This window comes from Pseudofrankia sp. EUN1h (genome assembly GCF_001854645.1).
Taxonomy (GTDB): Bacteria; Actinomycetota; Actinomycetes; order Frankiales; family Frankiaceae; genus Pseudofrankia; species Pseudofrankia saprophytica.
In genome coordinates, this window is sequence record NZ_MBLN01000049.1 from 262,496 (window position 1) to 278,992 (window position 16,497).

Annotated in this window: 15 protein-coding genes; 11 read left to right on the forward strand and 4 right to left on the reverse strand. The window is 71.2% G+C overall.

Annotated features, from left to right (window positions below; translation table 11 throughout):
• Window positions 1-22 precede the first annotated feature (22 nt).
• Entirely contained in the window at window positions 23-967 is a 945-nt protein-coding gene (locus BCD49_RS16005) for a sulfotransferase family protein (protein WP_071041642.1), read from the reverse strand.
• 208 nt (window positions 968-1,175) lie between these two features.
• On the opposite strand from BCD49_RS16005, the gene BCD49_RS16010 reads away from it, so the two are divergent.
• From BCD49_RS16010 to BCD49_RS16035, 7 genes are all read left to right on the forward strand, one after another.
• Window positions 1,176-2,135: a hypothetical protein gene (locus tag BCD49_RS16010; RefSeq protein ID WP_083401479.1), complete on the forward strand. Its 960-nt coding sequence runs from the start codon at window positions 1,176-1,178 to the stop codon at window positions 2,133-2,135.
• A gap of 157 nt (window positions 2,136-2,292) precedes the next feature.
• Window positions 2,293-2,379, forward strand: coding sequence for a putative leader peptide (locus BCD49_RS46395; protein WP_442960496.1), 87 nt, complete (start codon window positions 2,293-2,295; stop codon window positions 2,377-2,379).
• A gap of 177 nt (window positions 2,380-2,556) precedes the next feature.
• On the forward strand, window positions 2,557-3,987 hold the full coding sequence (locus tag BCD49_RS16015) for an ROK family transcriptional regulator (protein ID WP_007515337.1): 1,431 nt from the start codon (window positions 2,557-2,559) through the stop codon (window positions 3,985-3,987).
• A 616-nt stretch (window positions 3,988-4,603) separates the two neighbouring features.
• Window positions 4,604-5,578, forward strand: coding sequence for a TauD/TfdA dioxygenase family protein (locus tag BCD49_RS16020; RefSeq protein ID WP_007515338.1), 975 nt, complete (start codon window positions 4,604-4,606; stop codon window positions 5,576-5,578).
• A gap of 178 nt (window positions 5,579-5,756) precedes the next feature.
• Window positions 5,757-6,785 (forward strand): ABC transporter substrate-binding protein, encoded by a 1,029-nt coding sequence (locus BCD49_RS16025; protein ID WP_007515339.1) that lies wholly within the window; start codon window positions 5,757-5,759, stop codon window positions 6,783-6,785.
• Entirely contained in the window at window positions 6,782-7,723 is a 942-nt protein-coding gene (locus BCD49_RS16030; RefSeq protein ID WP_007515341.1) for an ABC transporter permease, read from the forward strand. Before BCD49_RS16025 ends, BCD49_RS16030 begins: the two co-directional genes overlap by 4 nt.
• The gene (locus tag BCD49_RS16035; protein WP_071041625.1) at window positions 7,696-8,553 is read left to right on the forward strand and encodes an ABC transporter ATP-binding protein; all 858 of its coding nucleotides are present in this window, start codon (window positions 7,696-7,698) and stop codon (window positions 8,551-8,553) included. The genes BCD49_RS16030 and BCD49_RS16035 overlap by 28 nt, the downstream gene beginning before the upstream one ends.
• On the opposite strand, the gene BCD49_RS16040 is transcribed toward BCD49_RS16035, so the two are convergent.
• Complete coding sequence (locus BCD49_RS16040) at window positions 8,467-9,807, reverse strand: MFS transporter (protein WP_007515343.1); 1,341 nt, start codon at window positions 9,805-9,807, stop codon at window positions 8,467-8,469. The two genes, BCD49_RS16035 and BCD49_RS16040, sit on opposite strands and share 87 nt — an antisense overlap.
• A gap of 136 nt (window positions 9,808-9,943) precedes the next feature.
• Here BCD49_RS16040 and BCD49_RS16045 point away from each other — a divergent pair, with 136 nt between their 5' ends.
• From BCD49_RS16045 to BCD49_RS16060, 4 genes are all read left to right on the forward strand, one after another.
• Entirely contained in the window at window positions 9,944-10,894 is a 951-nt protein-coding gene (locus BCD49_RS16045) for a LysR family transcriptional regulator (protein ID WP_027140690.1), read from the forward strand.
• A 119-nt stretch (window positions 10,895-11,013) separates the two neighbouring features.
• Window positions 11,014-11,268 (forward strand): hypothetical protein, encoded by a 255-nt coding sequence (locus BCD49_RS16050; protein ID WP_007515345.1) that lies wholly within the window; start codon window positions 11,014-11,016, stop codon window positions 11,266-11,268.
• A 227-nt stretch (window positions 11,269-11,495) separates the two neighbouring features.
• A complete protein-coding gene (locus BCD49_RS40665) occupies window positions 11,496-11,978 on the forward strand; it encodes a WapI family immunity protein (protein ID WP_083401480.1) in 483 nt (160 codons plus the stop codon).
• Window positions 11,979-12,335: 357 nt separating this feature from the next.
• Window positions 12,336-12,668, forward strand: coding sequence for a MazG nucleotide pyrophosphohydrolase domain-containing protein (locus BCD49_RS16060; protein WP_007515346.1), 333 nt, complete (start codon window positions 12,336-12,338; stop codon window positions 12,666-12,668).
• 293 nt (window positions 12,669-12,961) lie between these two features.
• Here BCD49_RS16060 and BCD49_RS16065 read toward each other — a convergent pair whose 3' ends face one another.
• Both BCD49_RS16065 and BCD49_RS16070 read right to left on the reverse strand, forming a co-directional pair.
• Window positions 12,962-15,415 (reverse strand): endonuclease/exonuclease/phosphatase family protein, encoded by a 2,454-nt coding sequence (locus BCD49_RS16065; protein ID WP_116439400.1) that lies wholly within the window; start codon window positions 15,413-15,415, stop codon window positions 12,962-12,964.
• 403 nt (window positions 15,416-15,818) lie between these two features.
• Complete coding sequence (locus BCD49_RS16070; RefSeq protein ID WP_035928324.1) at window positions 15,819-16,385, reverse strand: ATPase AAA; 567 nt, start codon at window positions 16,383-16,385, stop codon at window positions 15,819-15,821.
• Window positions 16,386-16,497 lie beyond the last annotated feature (112 nt).

A 16,497-nucleotide genomic window follows, 5' to 3' on the forward strand; every position in this document is an offset into this window, starting at 1 on the left:
GCCCGCCGTCGGCGGCTGACCGTCAGCTGCCGTCGTCGATGTGGTCCGGTTCGAGGCCGGCGGTGAGCCAGTCGTCGTAGGGCAGCCCGGTGACCTCCTCGAGCAACGCGATGTCGTCGACGAAGTAGGGCAGCACCGCCTTGCGCTCGGTGGGGGTCAGCGGGCGGCGCCCGCCCTTCTGGCGCTGCAGCGCGGTGAGCAGCGGGCCGCGGAACACCTGCCGGACCGGGGCGKGGAAATGGTGGCCGATCTGTCCGCCGGTGCGCAGGGCCGCCCGCAGCGCCGCGTTCACCGGCGTGTCGGCGACGAACGGGGTGACGTTCTGCGACGGCACCGCGTCAAGCAGCCCGGTCCGCACCCCGAGGAAGTCGCAGACCCGGTCCAGTGTGGGGACTGGGTCCTCGCGCAGGTCGCGATAGCGCAGCAGCAGCACCCGATCGCGGGAGAACAGGCCGAACAGGTGGGCGAGCTGCGCTCCGTAGAGGCCCTGGGAGACGTAGTGCCAGAAGTGCGCCCAGCCGGCCTCGCGCCGGGACTCCTCCAGCGCGCAGGCACGGACGAAGTCGTGCTCGGGCTCGAGGCCGGCGGCCCACAGATGAGTCCAGTTCGAGTGCGCCCGGTCTACCGGGTTGCGCAGCAGCACGACCAGGCGGGCCTTCGGCAACAGCCGCTTGATCCGGTTCTGGGCGTCCAGGTCGTACAGGTAGAAGGGTGTCGCCTCGCCGCGCAGCGCGTGCGCCGGCGCGGGGTCGAACAGCGCCTCGTAGTCGGCGGGCCGCCAGACGTGCTCCTGGTAGGTCTGGGCGTCACCCGGGCCGCCCCGCGCCGGCGGCGGGCCGGCCGAGAGGAAGAACTTCGGCTCCTTCACCGCGGGCAGGAACAGGTCGGGGTGCTGGGCCAGTGCCGCGTGCAGCGCGGTGGTCCCGGCCTTGGGCACGCCGATCACGAGGAAGTCGGGAAGGGGCATGGTCGGTCTCGCTCCTGACGCGGTGCCGGGCGACGGCGAGTCGCGGCGGACCCGGCCGGCGAGGACGGTGGCGACCGGTGCGCCCGCATCGCTGGCCGGGACGGTGGGTGCCGGCCGGACGGATGCGGTGTAGCCGCAGGATAGCCGCCAGGGCACTTTCCCGACCGGGAAGCTAATGAACAGGTAACACGCCGGTAGAGTACGACGGGTGTCGATCACCTCCCCGGTTCGCGACCAGACGCCGACGCTCCCGCTTCCCCACTGGGAGCCGGCGGTCACCGTGGTGGCCCCCGAAGGGGGCGGGCCGGGAAACTGGGCGGGCGCGCCGAGCGCGCTGCTCGTGGATGGCACGTACTACCTGGCCTACCGGCTGCGCCGCCCGGTGGGCGAGGGGCGCGGCTTCGGCGTCGTGATCGCCTCATCCGCGGATGGTGAGCGGTTCACCGAGATCGCGCGCATCAGCCGCGAACCGTTCGGTGCCGAGTCGCTGGAACGCCCCGCCMTCGTCCACACGCCCGAGGGTCGCTGGCGCCTGTACGTCAGTTGTGCCACCCCCGGCAGCCCGCACTGGTGGGTGGACCTGCTGGAGGCCGACGATCCAGCCCGTTTCGACCCGACCGAGCGGCGCACCGTGCTGCCCGGCGACGAGCACACCGCCGTCAAGGACCCGGTGGTGCTCTGGCACGACGGTCGCTGGCACCTGTGGGCCTCCTGCCACTTCCTCGACGACCCAGGCGCCACCGACCGGATGGAGAGCCGGTACGCGACCAGCGCGGACGGCGTGACCTGGACGTGGCATGGCGTCGCCCTCGCGCCCCGGCCCGGCCGCTGGGACGCCCGCGGCGTGCGCATCACCGCGGTGCTGGCCGGACACACCCCGCCCGTCGCCTTCTACGACGGTCGGGCGAGCGCCGCCGAGAACTGGTACGAGCGCACCGGCGTCGCCACCGCCGCCCCGGCGGAGGCCGGCTTCGCCCGGTTCGACGCGGTCGGGGCGGCGGCGCACGCGAGCGCCCCGCACGGCGACGGGGCGCTGCGCTACCTCACCGTCGTCGACCTGCCCGACGGCTCCCACCGGATCTACTACGAGGCGAGCCGGCCCGACGGGGCGCACGAGCTGCGCACCGAGCTCCTCGACGCGACCGGCCTGGCCGCGAGCGCCGGCTAGCGCCAGGCCTGGCCCTGGCAGGTCAACGCCAGCGCCGCACGAGCAAAGGCCACATCTCTGCGACCCTCGCGTCACAACCGGGCCACATCACCGTCGCATTCCCATATCTTCACCGACTTAGTTGACAATGCTGGTGGCGGTCCCTAGCGTCGCCAACATGCCCGCCCGCCTCCCACTGTTGGTGAGCCGCGCCCACATCGACCTGCGGCGCGTCGCCAGCGCACTGTGTCGGCCCGGCCGCTGACGGCCCGGCGTCCCCATCCGCGCGAGTGCCTCCCTGGCCTCGCGCCGACCGGCCACGACGGCGAGGAAACCCCGACACGCCCCTCCCCCGCGTGTCGACTCCCGCCAGCCGATGGGCCCGCCTGACCGCGCGACCTACGCGGAACCCCGCGACTCCCGCCGCCCAGGAGGTCCTCCCGTGCCCACGCATTCCCCGGCTCGCCTGTCGCCCGCGGGTCAGCATCGACCCGATCCCCGCCGTGAGGCCGTCCGGGTCTCGACGGTGGACGCCACCGCGCTAGCCGAGGCCGACCCGGCACGCTCCGGTGGCTCGGCGGCGGCCGTACTGCGCGCCGTCCTAGACCACGGCCCGCTCGCCCGCGCCACCATCGGGCAGGCGACCGGGCTCAGCTCGGCCGCCGTGTCCCGCCAGACCGCCGACCTGATCTCGCTGGGCCTGCTGCGGGAGCTGCCCGGCGCCCAGCAGGCCGCGCCCAGGGCCGGACGCCCGCACGTCCCGGTCGACGTCGACACCGCGAGCCACCTCGTCTGCGGCGTGCACATCGCGGTGCCGATGCTGACCTTCGGCCTGGTCGACCTGCGCGGCCGGGTGGTGGCCCAGGAGGAGGTCGACCATGACGGCGACCCTGCTCGGGTGCTCGCCCTGATCAGCCGGCACCTGCCGGACTTCGTCCGCCGCCACCAGGCGGCTCACCCGGGTGCCGGCACCCGTGCCACCGGCGGCGCGGCGCGGCAGGGCGGCGGTGGCGGTCTGCTGGGCGTGGGCGTCGTCAGCGGCGGCCTGGTCGACGCACGCGGCGGGACCATTCTCGAGCACGCGCCGCTCGGCTGGCGCGACGTGCCGGTCGCCGCCCAGCTGCGCGCGGCGACCGGCCTGCCGGTGCACGTCGAGGGCCACGCCCGCGCGCTCGCCCAGGCCGAGATCCTCTTCGGCGACCCGCGGGCGCGCCTCGGCCTCGTCCACCTGTTCGCGGGCCATGTCGTCGATGCCGCGATCGCGCTCGAGGGCACCGTGCTGCGCGGTCAGCGCTCGGCGGCCGGCGGGGTGGCGCACCTGCGCATCCCCGGCGCCACCGAGCGGTGCGCCTGCGGCGGGACGGGATGCGCCCAGGCCACGCTGTCCGAGCGGGTGTGGCTGGCGAGGGCGGTCGCCGAAGGGATGATCTCCCGGCCCGACATCCGCCTGCTGGCCGCGGCCGTCGCCGCGCGGGAGCCCGCCGCCCTGACGCTGGTGCGCGCCCGGCTGCGCCTCATCGGCCGGCTCGCGGCGCTGTTGATCGACATGATCGACCCGGAGGTGCTCGTCGTCACGGAGCTCGCGACGCTGCAGTGGCCGGAGCTGATCGCCGACGTGCACGCCGAGGTCGCGGCCCACTCGCGAGCCCGCTGCGCGCCGGAGCGGGTGGTGCGGCCGAGCAGCTTCGGGCCGGGTGTCCTCGCCGTCGCCGCGGCCGCCGGCATCCTCGGCGCGGTGCACCGCAGCCCGCGCAGCGTACGCGCGCCGCTGGCGCGAACGGCCCCGACGCAGGGCGTGGACGCCGGCCTGGGCCACGGCGCGCCGGCCCGCCCGACGAGAGGCGCGCTGTCCGTCGTCGCGGCCGGCCGGTGACGCGCAAAGGCGACGGCCACAGCGGCGGTATTTCTTCCATCTAGTCGGAAAACATTGACCCACTCACCCGCCGCGCGGGACGATTAATCCGCCGGTCACGACGACCGCGAGAGTTCACAGGGCTATTAGAATGGCGGTGGTTCCCATGGCCGGTCTCCGGCCGGAATCGTTCCTCCGCCCGGCGGCGGCAGCACGGACGACCGGGTGCGCCCAGCGGCCGCCACGATGTTGTCCCAGGCCGTTCGCGGCCTGACGCCTGACGGTCGCCAGCCAGAATCCCCGGTCTCGGGCTGTGGTGCGCGGCCGTGACCAGCGGCGCCACTGAAACCCTGCACCAGGCGGGCACGCCGATTGCCCCGAGCCCTGGGCCGCCCGCGGACGGTGCCGGCCGTATTTTCTCCAGGCAGGGCACTCCTGTCTGGCGCGCCGTCGCGTAGCCAATTCTCGCGCGCCTTCCCGCCCGCGGTCGGACGTCTTTTCACAAAGCGACCATCCGTGTGCGTTTCTTTCTCATTGGGGAACGCGGGCGACATCTCCGCCGGCGAGACCTCTCGCCGGCTGTCCCGGCGCCGCCATCCGGTGGCACCACATCGTCTCGAAGGGAAGCCAGCAGACCATGACAAGCCCGACAACGAGCGCGCCCACCGACCTGGGCATCGACGTCCGGCCGGTCGCCGGGAACATCGGTGCCGAGATCCACGGCGTCGACCTGCGCGAGGATCTCGACGACGCCGCCGTAGCCGAGATCCGGGCGGCGCTGCACCGCTGGAAGGTCGTGTTCTTCCGCGACCAGCACATCGACCACGCCCAGCAGGTCGCGTTCGGCCGGCGGTTCGGCCAGCTCACCCCGGCGCACCCGCACGAGGACGCTCCGCCCGAGGGCTTCCCGGAGATCCTGCCGATCGACAGCCGCCGCTACAACAAGCTGTTCGGCTCCCTGGACGCCGAGAGCGCCAAGGACGCGAAGAAGAAGTTCAAGGTCACCTACGACAACGGCTGGCACACCGACGTCACGGCGCTGGTGAACCCGCCGGCGGGCTCCATCCTGCGCGCCGAGATCGTGCCGCCCTACGGCGGCGACACGCAGTGGACCAACCTCGTCGCCGCCTACGAGGGGCTGCCTGAGCCGCTCCAGCGGCTCGCCGACGGGCTGCGCGCGAAGCACAGCTTCGGCCAGCCGGTCTTCGACGGTAGCGAGTTCGGCAAGAAGATCAAGGAGAACCCGCTGGTGGCGATCCACCCGGTCGTGCGGGTGCACCCGGAGACGGGCGAGCGGGCGCTGTTCGTCAGCCCGAGCTTCACCAGCCGCGACAACGAGATCATCGGCTTCGGCCCACGCCAGAGCCGCGCGATCCTGGACCTCTTCTACGAGCAGATCTCCCGCCCGGAGTACACCGTCCGGTTCCGCTGGAATCCGGGTGACATCGCGTTCTGGGACAACCGGGCGACCGCCCACCTCGGCCCGTCCGACGTGGACATCACCGAGTTCGACCGGGTGCTCTACCGGGTGACGCTCGAGGGCGACGTCCCGGTCGGCGTCGACGGCCGCTCCTCCGAGCTGGTCGCCGGCCAGCCGTTCCTCGCCGGCTGAACCGCGGCGGGTAGCCGCGTTTCCCGAGCCACTTCGAACCACTTCAAACACTTCGAACCGCCTCCCCGGACCGGGCCGTGACCCGGCCGGGAAAGACGGCGCCGCGCGCGTCCACTCCTCAGGCGCGCGCGGCGCCGCCGCATGCCGTTGTCCAGTCGTCCTGTGGATGGAGAATCCGATGCAGCACCGAAGGCCGCGTAGACGGCTGTACTCCCTCGCCGCCATCGCGGCCGTGCTGGCGGTGGGCGTCGCCGCCTGCGGTGGCGGTGGGGAATCGTCGTCCTCGTCCCCGTCGTCCCCCGGCGGTAAAACCACGCTGCGGGTCGGCGACCAGGGCAAGACCCTCGAGCTGCAGCTGACCCTGTCCGGGCAGGACAAGGGCGCCCCGTTCGGCCTCGACTACAGCACGTTCGCCGACGGGCCGCACATGAACGCCGCGTTCAGCGCGAACCGGCTCGACGTCGGTTTCATGGGCGACACGCCCGTGCTTTTCGCCAACGCCTCGGCCGCCGGCATCACGGCGGTGGCCGTCGCCAAGTCGACCAGGAACTCGCAGACGATCTACGTGAGCAAGGACTCCGGCATCCATACGCCGGCCGACCTCAAGGGCAAGAAGGTCGCCGTCACCGTCGGCACGTCGCTGCACGGCTACCTGCTCCAGCAGCTGGACTCGGCCGGGCTCACCGAGAAGGACGTCACGCTGGTGAACGTCCCGGCCACGAGCCTCGTCTCGACGTTCACGTCCGGCCAGGTGGACGCCGTCGTCTGGGTCAGCCAGTACGGTGCCGCGCTCACCGGTACCGGCGCCCAGGAGATCGAGACGGCGCCGCTGCCGCAGTACTCCGTCATCCTCGCCTCGAAGTCAGCGTTGAAGGACCCGACGAGGCGCACGGCCATCGAGGACTTCCTCGTGCGGCTCTCCCGCGCCTCCACCTGGCCGAAGGCGCACCCGGACGCGTGGGTGCAGGCGTACTACGTCCAGCTGCTCAAGCAGGACCCGGCCACCAGCCGGACGTTCTTCGACAGCCTGCCGGCCACCCAGTACGCACCGGTCACCGACGACTTCGCGCAGTTCCAGCAGAAGCAGGCCGACCTGCTGATCGACGCCGGCCAGCTTCCGAAGACTCTCACGGTCGGCGACGAGATCGACGCCGCCTTCAACGCCGAACTCACCGGGAAGTTCGCCGCCGCCGGGCTGACGACATGACGGAGGTCGGCTACCTGCCCACGATCGTCCCACCGCCGGGGGCCGATCCCCGCGGCCTTCCCGCGTCGCCGGCCGGCGGCGCCGCGGCCGGGAGGCGCGCGAACGCCGCGCCCGCGGCGACCACGCCCACCCTCGAGGACCCCACCGGCGGCCGGCGCTCCCACGGGACCCGGCTGTCGGCTCCCGGCTGGATCCGCCGGCTCACGGGCCCGGCGGTGCTGCTCGCGGTCTGGTGGGCGATCACCGGTACGGGTCTGGTCGGCGGCAGGGTACTCGCCTCGCCACTGGCCGTCGCCCGCGCCTTCGGGGATCTGGCCGGCGACGGAGAGCTCTGGGACAACCTGTCGGTGTCGCTCGTCCGGGTCGGCTGGGGCGTGCTGTTCGGCGTGGCGGCCGGCCTAGTCCTCGCCGTCCTCGCCGGGTTCTTCCGCGCCGGCGAGCACGTCGTCGACTCGTCGATGAACTTCCTGCGGACGATCCCCATCATCGCCCTGCTGCCACTGATCATTGTCTGGATCGGCATCGGCGAGTCGGCCAAGATCTTCCTGATCTCGGCCGGCGTCGTCTTCCCGGTCTACATGAACACGTTCGCCGGCATCCGCGGCGTCGACGTCAAGCTCGTGGAGGCCGGCCGCACGTTCGGGCTCGGCCGCCTCGGGCTCATCCGCCGCGTCATCGTTCCCGGCGCACTGCCCGGATTCCTCATCGGGCTGCGCTGGTCGCTCGGCGTCGCCTGGCTGCTGCTGGTCTTCGCCGAGCAGGTCAACACCGACCGCGGCATCGGCTACCTGCTCACCAGCGCCCAGGGCTGGAACCGCACCGACATCATCATTCTCTGCCTGGTGATCTACGGTGTGCTCGGCCTGCTCTGCGACGGCATCGTCCGCGTTCTCGAAGGGAGTCTGCTGTCATGGCGACGCGGCTTCAGCGGCACCTGAGCACCCCGGCGCCCACTGGCACCCCGGATGAGGCCAGCCAGGCCCCCGGCCTGACCGRCCTGACCGACCGCACCGCTTCTGCCGCCGGATCGGCCGGACCGACCGGGGGCGACACCGACGGCGTGGCGGTGCGGGTGCGCGGCCTGCGCCGGGCCTTCGGCGAGCGGGTCGTGCTCGACGGCCTGGACCTGACGATCGCCGCCGGCGAGTTCGTCGCGCTGCTCGGGCGCAGCGGATCGGGCAAGAGCACGCTGCTGCGCATCCTCGGCGGGTTCGACACCGCCATCGAGGGCGACGTGCTCGCGGCGACGCGACGCTCGGTCGTCTTCCAGGAGGCACGGCTGCTGCCGTGGACCCGGGCGCTCGGCAACGTCACTCTCGGCCTGCCCGGTAAGGACGTCGCGGCCCGCGGCCGGGCGGCGCTCGCCGAGGTCGGGCTCGGGGGCCGGGAACGGGCCTGGCCGGTGACGCTGTCCGGCGGCGAGGCACAGCGGGTGGCACTCGCCCGGGCGCTGGTGCGCGAGCCGGACCTGGTGATGCTCGACGAGCCGTTCGGCGCGCTCGACGCCCTGACCCGCATCCGGATGCACGCCCTGCTGCGGGAGCTGTGCCGCCGCCACCGCCCCGCCGTCCTGTTCGTCACCCACGACGTCGACGAGGCGATCCTGCTGGCTGACCGCGTGCTGGTCCTCACCGACGGCCGGCTGTCCCTCGACGTCCCTGTGGACGTCGCGCCGCCGCGGCTACGCTCCGACCCCGCGTTCGCCGCGCTGCGCTCCTGCCTGCTGGCCGAGCTGGGCGTCGACGACATCGCCGAAGGCACCTACTGACCGTGCCCGAGGGGAGTCCGCCAGCCTCTCCCCTGGCCGACTCCCCTCGGCGTTCCGCGGCAGCGCGAACGGGGTCGTCAGGAGAAGGAGCCCGGCGGCCGCGATCGCGACGCGGGCCCCCGTGAGGCTGGCGAGCACGCCCCACAGGGCGGTCAGGGCCGCGGTCCCGGCCCTGCTGGTGATCGACCAGGCCGCCAGGGTCCTGGCGACACGCTGGGGATCGGTGTGGTCGAGCCGGTAGGTGGCGAACACGGGGTTGAACACTCCCACGCAGGTGACCAGGCCGAGCTGGACGGCGATGACGAGCACGATCCCGGCCGTGCCGGGGCAGACGAAGGCCAGTCCGAGTGACCAGCAGGCGCGCGCCGCACCCGCGACGCGCATCACCCGTCGCGATCCGTATCGCGCGACCAACGGTCGCGAAAGGCGGGAGCCGACGAGACCACCGACGCAGGGCGCCCCAAACGCGAGGCCGTACTGCCAGGGTTCGAAACCAAGGCGGCCGAGCATGAGGACGGCGAGCAGCGGCGACGTCGCCATGATCAGCCCATTGACCATGATCGTATTGGCGAACAACGGGCGCAGCGCGGGATCGGTGAGGATGTACCGCCATCCTTCGAGGAGATCGCGGGCTCGCAACTGAGGCCGGTCGGACCGCGCCTGGGCTGGCTGCGGCTCCCGTCCGCCCATGGCGCGGATACCCAGCGCCGAGAGCAGGTAGCTGACGGCGTCGGCCACCACGGTCGTCACGGGCCCGAAAAGACCGATCATGGCTCCGCCGAGCGGCGGTCCGAGCACGGTGGCGGTCCAGGTCGTGGACTCGAGGCGGGCGTTCGCGACGAGCAGGTCGTCTCCCCGCAGGATGCCCTTCAGGCACGCGCCACTGGCGGCGACGAAGGCGATGTCGGCCGCCGCGACGATGACCGACACGACCAGGAGCTGGGCGAAGCTGAGCGAACCCACCGCGAACGCCGCGGGGACGCTCAGCACCGCGGCGAACCGCGTGAGGTCCATCGCCACCATCACCGGCCGCTTGCGGCGGAACTCCACCCAGGGGCCCAGCGGCACCGCCACGGCCACCCCCACCGCCAGCCCGGCCGCCGCCAGCTCCGAGACCTCGATCGGCCCGGCATGCAGCACCAGGATCGCGATCAGAGGAAACGCGTCGAACGCGAGCCGTGTGCCCGCCGTGCTGACCGTGAAGGCCGCCCAGAGCCATCCGAACTGCCGGCCCAGCGATCGCCCACCCCGCACACCCAACGCGGCCCTCCAAGGCACTCCAACAACGTGGCGTTGACCGGGCCATCAAAGCGGGTGCCGGAAATCCGGATCAAACAACTGCTTTGCCGGCGAGCCACAACCATGCGTTGTACGGCTAACGTTGACGGCCGTGGACATCGAGGCCGTGCGCACCTTCGTCGCCGCCGCGGACGCGGGCCAGTTCCAGGAGGCCGCCGCGGATCTGTCGGTCACGCAGCAGGCCGTGTCCAAGCGCGTCGCGTCGCTGGAGCGGGACCTCGGTGCGCGGCTGTTCACCCGCACCGCGCGTGGCGTCCAGCTCACCATCGACGGGCAGGCGTTCCTGCCGCACGCCCGTGACCTTCTCCGGGCCGAGGAGCGGGCGGCCGCCTCGGTGCGTCCCGGCCGTCGTGCGCTGCGCGTCGACGTGATCAGCCGGCGGGTCGCGCCGGCGGCGCTGCTGCGCGACTTTCACCGCGCGCATCCCGGCACCGAGCTCGACGTCGTGACCCTGTTCGACGCCGACGCCGCCATCGCCGCCGTCCAGTCCGGAATGATCGACGCGTCGTTCCGCGCGGTCACCGTGCCCGCGCGGCACCTCCCCGACGGCATCAGGACGGCTCGGGTCCTCGACGAGCCCCACCAGCTGCTCACCGGACCGCGCCACGAGCTGGCCGCCGCGCACGCGGTCACGCCCGCCCAGCTCGTCGGGCACCGGATCTGGATACCCGGAATCGCCCCCGGGACCGAGTGGGCCACCTACTACGACGACCTCGCCGCCGCGTTCGGCCTCACCATCGACGCGATCGGCCCCCACTTCGGCACCGAGCATCTCCTGGACGTGCTCGCGGACTCCGCGGAACTGGCCAGCCTCGTCGGCCAGCAGACCCGGTTCCTCTGGCCCGACTACTACGACCTGCGCCGCGTCGACCTGAAGGACCCGACGCCGGTCTACCCGCATTCACTGATCTGGCATCACGAGAATCCGCACCCCGCGCTCGCCACGTTCCGCGACTATTTCCGCTCCCGGTTCACCGCTCCCGAGCCCGACGACGCCGGAACCTGGTCCCCGACGTGGGCAACGCGGCCGGCGAAGCCGTGATGAGGGAGCCGACAGCCACAACCACCGAGCGAAAACCACGCGGCAGCTCGGTGGTTCTGGATTCCACTCCAGCGGCCAGGCATCGACCGGCATCCGTCCGATAAGTAGGTTGTGCGGGCATGGCCCTTGGAAAGGCGAGACCGACGTTCCGCTGCGACGACTGCGGCCAGCAATCGAGCGGTGCGAGCACGACGACCGTGACCGGCCGGCGGTTGTGTGCCAGCTGCGCCGACCAGCTGACCGGCGCGGCCGCGGGACTCATCGCCAACCAGGGCGATGGCCCCGCCGTCGGTGCGGCCATCGCCACCGCCGGTTGGTTCGCCGCGCTGCGCGCCCGGCGCCGCGCTCGTCGCCCGTCCGGCGACGAGGCATAGTGCTGCGGCAGTCGGCGTTGGCCCGCCACGGCGCGAGTTCTGGAGATCAGTCAGACGCTACGCGTTACTGACAACGGTTGGTCGGCCTCGGAGTTCGCGAGTCGAACGGGGTCGAGTCCGTCTCAGCTGGCCGATGAGAGCTCGGCGGGCGACCGGGCCCAAAGGCGCCCCTTGTGGGTGATCGCTCGCGCTGTCCAGAGCCGCAGAGCCCATGACATCCCGGGACAGTGCGTTTGAGCGATCGTGTGAGCAGTACCGAACTCCGCCTGCTGCGGTATCAGTTCGACGACGTTCGCGGCGACCCATACGACGACAACTGGCTAGTCGTCGGTGGAACGGTGACGACTCCCGACGGCACCTGGTCCTTTGCCGATCCGTGCCTGCTGACCCATGAAGCCCATGAGGTGTCCGCCTGGCTGCGCGCAGTGGCCGAGGGAGCAGCGGTTGTAACCGGACCTGATGCCGAAGGTCGGTTGTCTCCGGATACGTGGTTCGTCGAGCCGGTCCTGGCCGTCAGTCTCGCAGGTCGAAGCGGGGGTTCGGCGGTGATTCGCTTTCACCTGTCCCTGGAGGCGGCACCTCCATGGCGGCAGAACGATGATGAGGCGGACATTTACCAGCACGTCGTGGAGGTGCGGGTGGATGCAGCTGCGTTGCTTCACGCAGCTGACCAATGGGAGCTTGCTCTGACTTCCTTCCCGACGCGCTGAGCAGCGGTGCCCTTCTCCGGGATGTCAGTCGGATCGTTGTGGCGGGCCGAGGTCGGTCAGCAGCTCCTCGATGCGGCTGGCAGCGCAATGGCGGCGTTCGAGCCCCCGGACCCAGCCGCAGCTGGCGGCGTCGACCTCGAGATCGTCGACCTCGAGATCGCTGTCACGGAAATCTGTACGACGTAAATCTGCACAACCTTCAAGGCGCGGCCTCCGGCCGCGCGCCGTGCCGCCGGCAACCAGGGGTGGCTGCCTGCCGGACCCCTCGCCCCGGAGGATCGCTAGTCCTCCACGCCATCGGCTCAGTGTCGTCGCACGATGGTCGAAACATCTAGGTTGCCCGTTTGGGAGGTACGTTTGAACCTCGACCAAGTTCTGAACCGCGCCATCGACGTCCGTAACCGCTACGGCGATCTCAATCGGCATGAGGGTCGGCGGGAATGGTGCTTGCAGGACTACATGCTGGGCTTCGTCGGCGACGTCGGCGACCTCGCCAAGTTGGTCATGGCTCAGGACGGCGCCCGCGACGTCCAAGATCTGCGGGGCGCCATCGAGCATGAGCTGTCCGACTGTCTCTGGTCGGTTGTCATTCTTGCCGATCGTCTCCATGTGGATCTAGGAGACGCGTTCTCTCGCACGATGGACGATCTTGAGTGTCGGATAGCCGCACAGCTCGACGGCGGCGGTTGATGTACTTCACTCCGGCCACCGTGGTGGGTGCGTCGTGCGCGCCGCCGGCGGGGTCCGTCAGCCCCGGGCGTGCCGGGTCTGCCACCCACCCGAATCAGACGTCAGGGCCACGACCAGCAGTGTTTCGCGCCCCTGACGTCTGACAGGATTCCCCGTGACGTCGCGCAGGCTGAGCGCGCGGCCGACTCCTGGACGCTGGTGGCGATCAAGACCAGTTCGCACCGCCTGCGGTGGAACAGAAAGCGCCCGTCCCCCGAGAAAGGGGACGGGCGCTTTCTTACCGCGGGAGGGTGTTACGGGACATCCACCACGGGGCTGCCGGGAAGGCAGCGGTCGGGCAGCGGCGAACCCCCACACCCCGTCAGAATTCGAAGGATCTGCGGGTCGTGGTCGCTGGTCTGGTCGGAGAACTCGGCGTTGATGTGCACCACGCCGTACCCGTAGCCCTTGATGGTCGGGCTGATCAGGATGTGGTCCAGCACCTGCGAGTTGCCGTCGAACACGTAGCTGTACTGCTCGTTCGCGGGCAGGTCGTTGATCAGCGTCCTCAGCAGCGTGCCGTTGTCGGTCAGCGTCGCCAGGGTCGGGCTGAACTGGTAGTCGTTGAGGTCACCCAGGACGACCACCCGGGCGGTGTTGCCGCTCTTGGCGGCCAGGTCGGCGACGAAGTTGCGAACCTCGGTCGCCTGGGCACCGCGCTGGGTCTCGGAGACCCGGTTCGGCGGCTGCACCGCGGCGGTGAGCGGGTAGTCGCCACCCTTGCTGTTGAAGTGGTTGGCGATGACGAACAGCTGCTTGTCGCCGTCGTAGTTGAACTCGCCGACCAGGGGCTTGCGGCTGGCGTTCCAGGCGGAGCTGGTCGGGTTGATGCGGCCGGGAGAGGCCGACAGGAAGATCTGGTTGCTGGTCGGGCGCTCCTTCTGCACGGTCACGGCCGTGTTGGYGTCGCCGCCGGGACGGTCGACGAAGGTCACCCGGGCCGGGTTGAACAGGAACACCTGGCGGATGTTGCCGCCGGGCGCGCCGCCGTCGGTGCCGTTGTTGGGGTTGATCGAACGCCAGGCGTAGGTCGGGCCACCGGCCGCCACGATCGCCGCGATGAACTTGTTGACGGTCTGATCGGCGGCGACGGTGCCGTCGTCGACGGTGCCGTTGTTGTCCTGGATTTCCTCCAGGGCGATGATGTCCGGCTTGCCGAGGTTCACGACGACGGCCTGGGCCAGCCGCGCGAACTTGGTGTCGGGGTCGCCGGCGGCGAGGTTCTCGACGTTGTAGGTGACGATGGAAAGGTCGCCACTCTTCTTCGGTGGGTTGACCTTCTGCGGCTTGAGCCCGCCCTCGGTGATGGCGCCGAGATCGGTGGTCTGGATGACGTATCCACCGAACGACTGGTAGTCAACGACGCCGATCGAGCCGCCCGCGAGGGTGGAGCCGACGTTGGCGGCGGGGGCGCCGTTCAGGGCAGCGAGCATCAGACGCCCGCTGTTGGGATCAGCGTAGGAGGAGTACACCGTGCCGCCGCGCGGGGTGGGGTTCTGGTTCGGCTTCAGGGTGACCCAGAGCTCACCGAACTCGGTGTTGACCGGGCTGACGAGGCGGGTGTCCTGGGCAACGGCGACCCGCATGCCCTCGTGGACCTCCAGCCAGTCGAGCACGTACGAGTTCGGCTCGAGGGGCTGGGCCTCGAGGCTGCCCGTCTTGGTGAAGGCGTCGGCGAAGGTGACGGGGACCGGCGCGGGCAGCGCGTTGCCGCTCGTCAGCTTGACGGTGTTGATCGAGCCGCCGAGCTCGGTCAGCGACTGCGCACCGGTGGCGGGGCGGAACTCGCTGACCCGGCCGGTGGTCAGCACCGAGTCGCCGCTGACGACGGCGGGGCTGGTCGTGCCCGTGAAGACGAAGATGCCTTCGCTGGTCAGCGGGTCGGCGTCGGCCGACGGGTCCTGCATCCAGTAACCGCGGGAGTTGCCCGTGGTGCGAACGGCGGTCACGATGCCCGGCACGTTGGTGACGTTCTGACCGACGATCGGGGAGATCCGGCCGGCCCCCTGGATGTCGTGGATCCGGGTGGTGCCGGGGGTCGGGTCGGTCGGGCCACCAGGGTTGTCGGTGGCGGTCACGGTGGTGCCAGCCGTGTTGGTGGCCTTGGGCACGCCCGAGGTGAAGTCGACCGAGTTGTTGTCGGTGTCGGTCAGGGCACCGCCGCGGGCGTCCGCCGTACTGTTGGTCAGCCCGGGCGCGGCGAGGGTCTCGACGTTGGCGGTGGCGCCGTAGCCGACGAGGTCCTTGACGTTCGGCGCGGTGGAGCAGGAGATGCCGCAGCCGACCAGCGGGATGGCGGCGGTGCTTAGGGCGACGACGCCGGAGGTGGCCGACATCGGGACACTGCCCGTGGCGTCGGGGGCCGGCAGGTCGAGCGTGCCGGCCGCGCCGGCGGCTTGCTGGACCAGGTAGCGGCCGTTCGCCGGGATCGAGCCGTGCAGGGCCGTCATCTGGAAGACGGCACCCGCCGCCGAGGCGTACTGAACGCTCCAGCCCTCGACGCTGATCGGGCTGGCCGTGAGGTTCGCCAGCTCGATGAAGTCGTTCTTGAAGGCTGCTCCCGAGTTGCCGCCGCCGCCGTAGACGGCCGAGATGACGACGTCGGTCGACAGCGCGTTCGCGGGGGCCGGGATCGTCGTCAGGGTAGCCGCGACCACGAACGGCAGACTCGCCGCCATGATCCAGCGGCGCGCTCTGAGTTTTGGCACAGGTGTCCTACTCCTAAAGGGAAGGTTCTCCCCAGGAGCATGGTGCTCGCCGTGATCTGGTGGAAGTACCTATTCCGGTGAACTGTCGTGATGACTCTAGGTGTTCCTCGTCTATTTCCATCGCGTTTCGCTGCCGGTGGGGACGGCGTCGAGGTAGGCGGGTCGATGGGCGCCTCGGCATGACGGTGACCAGCCAGAAGTCGGCCGCCACCGCCGGCGCGCGGGTAGTCGCCGGCTCGTCCGGCCGACCAGCCGGCGCCGCTCGACGAAAGGTGGGATGGATGCGGACATTTCGACCGCCTTTGCCGGGCTCGAAACACTGACCGGGCACGAACGAAGACGCGACCGGCCGCTTGGTCCGGTAACGGACGGTGTGCGGGTGCCCGTCGTTCCCATCCTGCGGCTACCGACCGGCGGCGGCGCGCAGGGGGCCGGCGCACCAGCGGTCGACGTCGGCGCGGCCGCGCAGGCGGACGATCGGGAGCTCGGGACGCCGCTCGCGCAGGGCGGCGATCCGTCGCGAGCTCTTGTGATGGGTCGACCATGCCCAGCGCACGATGTGCTCGCGGTCGGTGAGGATCGTGCGCAGCGGCGGCTCGATGTTGCCGTTCCAGAGGACCTCGCGGCGCAATCGGCGGCGCAGGGTACGGCGGATGACCTGGCGCATGACCGTTCGGCGGGGCAGGTCGAGCCAGACCATCAGGTCGGCCCGGTCGGCAAGCAGGTCGCGCGCTTCCCGGTACTGCCACTCCGTGACCCAGGCGGACCCGCCGCTGAACGCCTCGACGTCCGCCAGGAACGACTCCCGGCGCGTCCAGCCGGGACCGTGGAACAGCCCGTCGATGTCGACGTGCGGAATTCCCAGCGTCTCCCCCACTCGCCGGGCCAACGTCGTCTTTCCCGACCCCGACGTCCCCGCCACCACCACCCGCCGCGGTCGCCCCGGCAATGGATCCGTGTCCGCCAACATCACCACTTCGCCGAGGATAGCGATCGCCACGACCGCGACCGTTGCGGCGAGCTGGTGAGGACCGGTGAGGAGAACCGAGGAGAGGTGAGAAAGGTGAGGAGTGGCCGCAGGG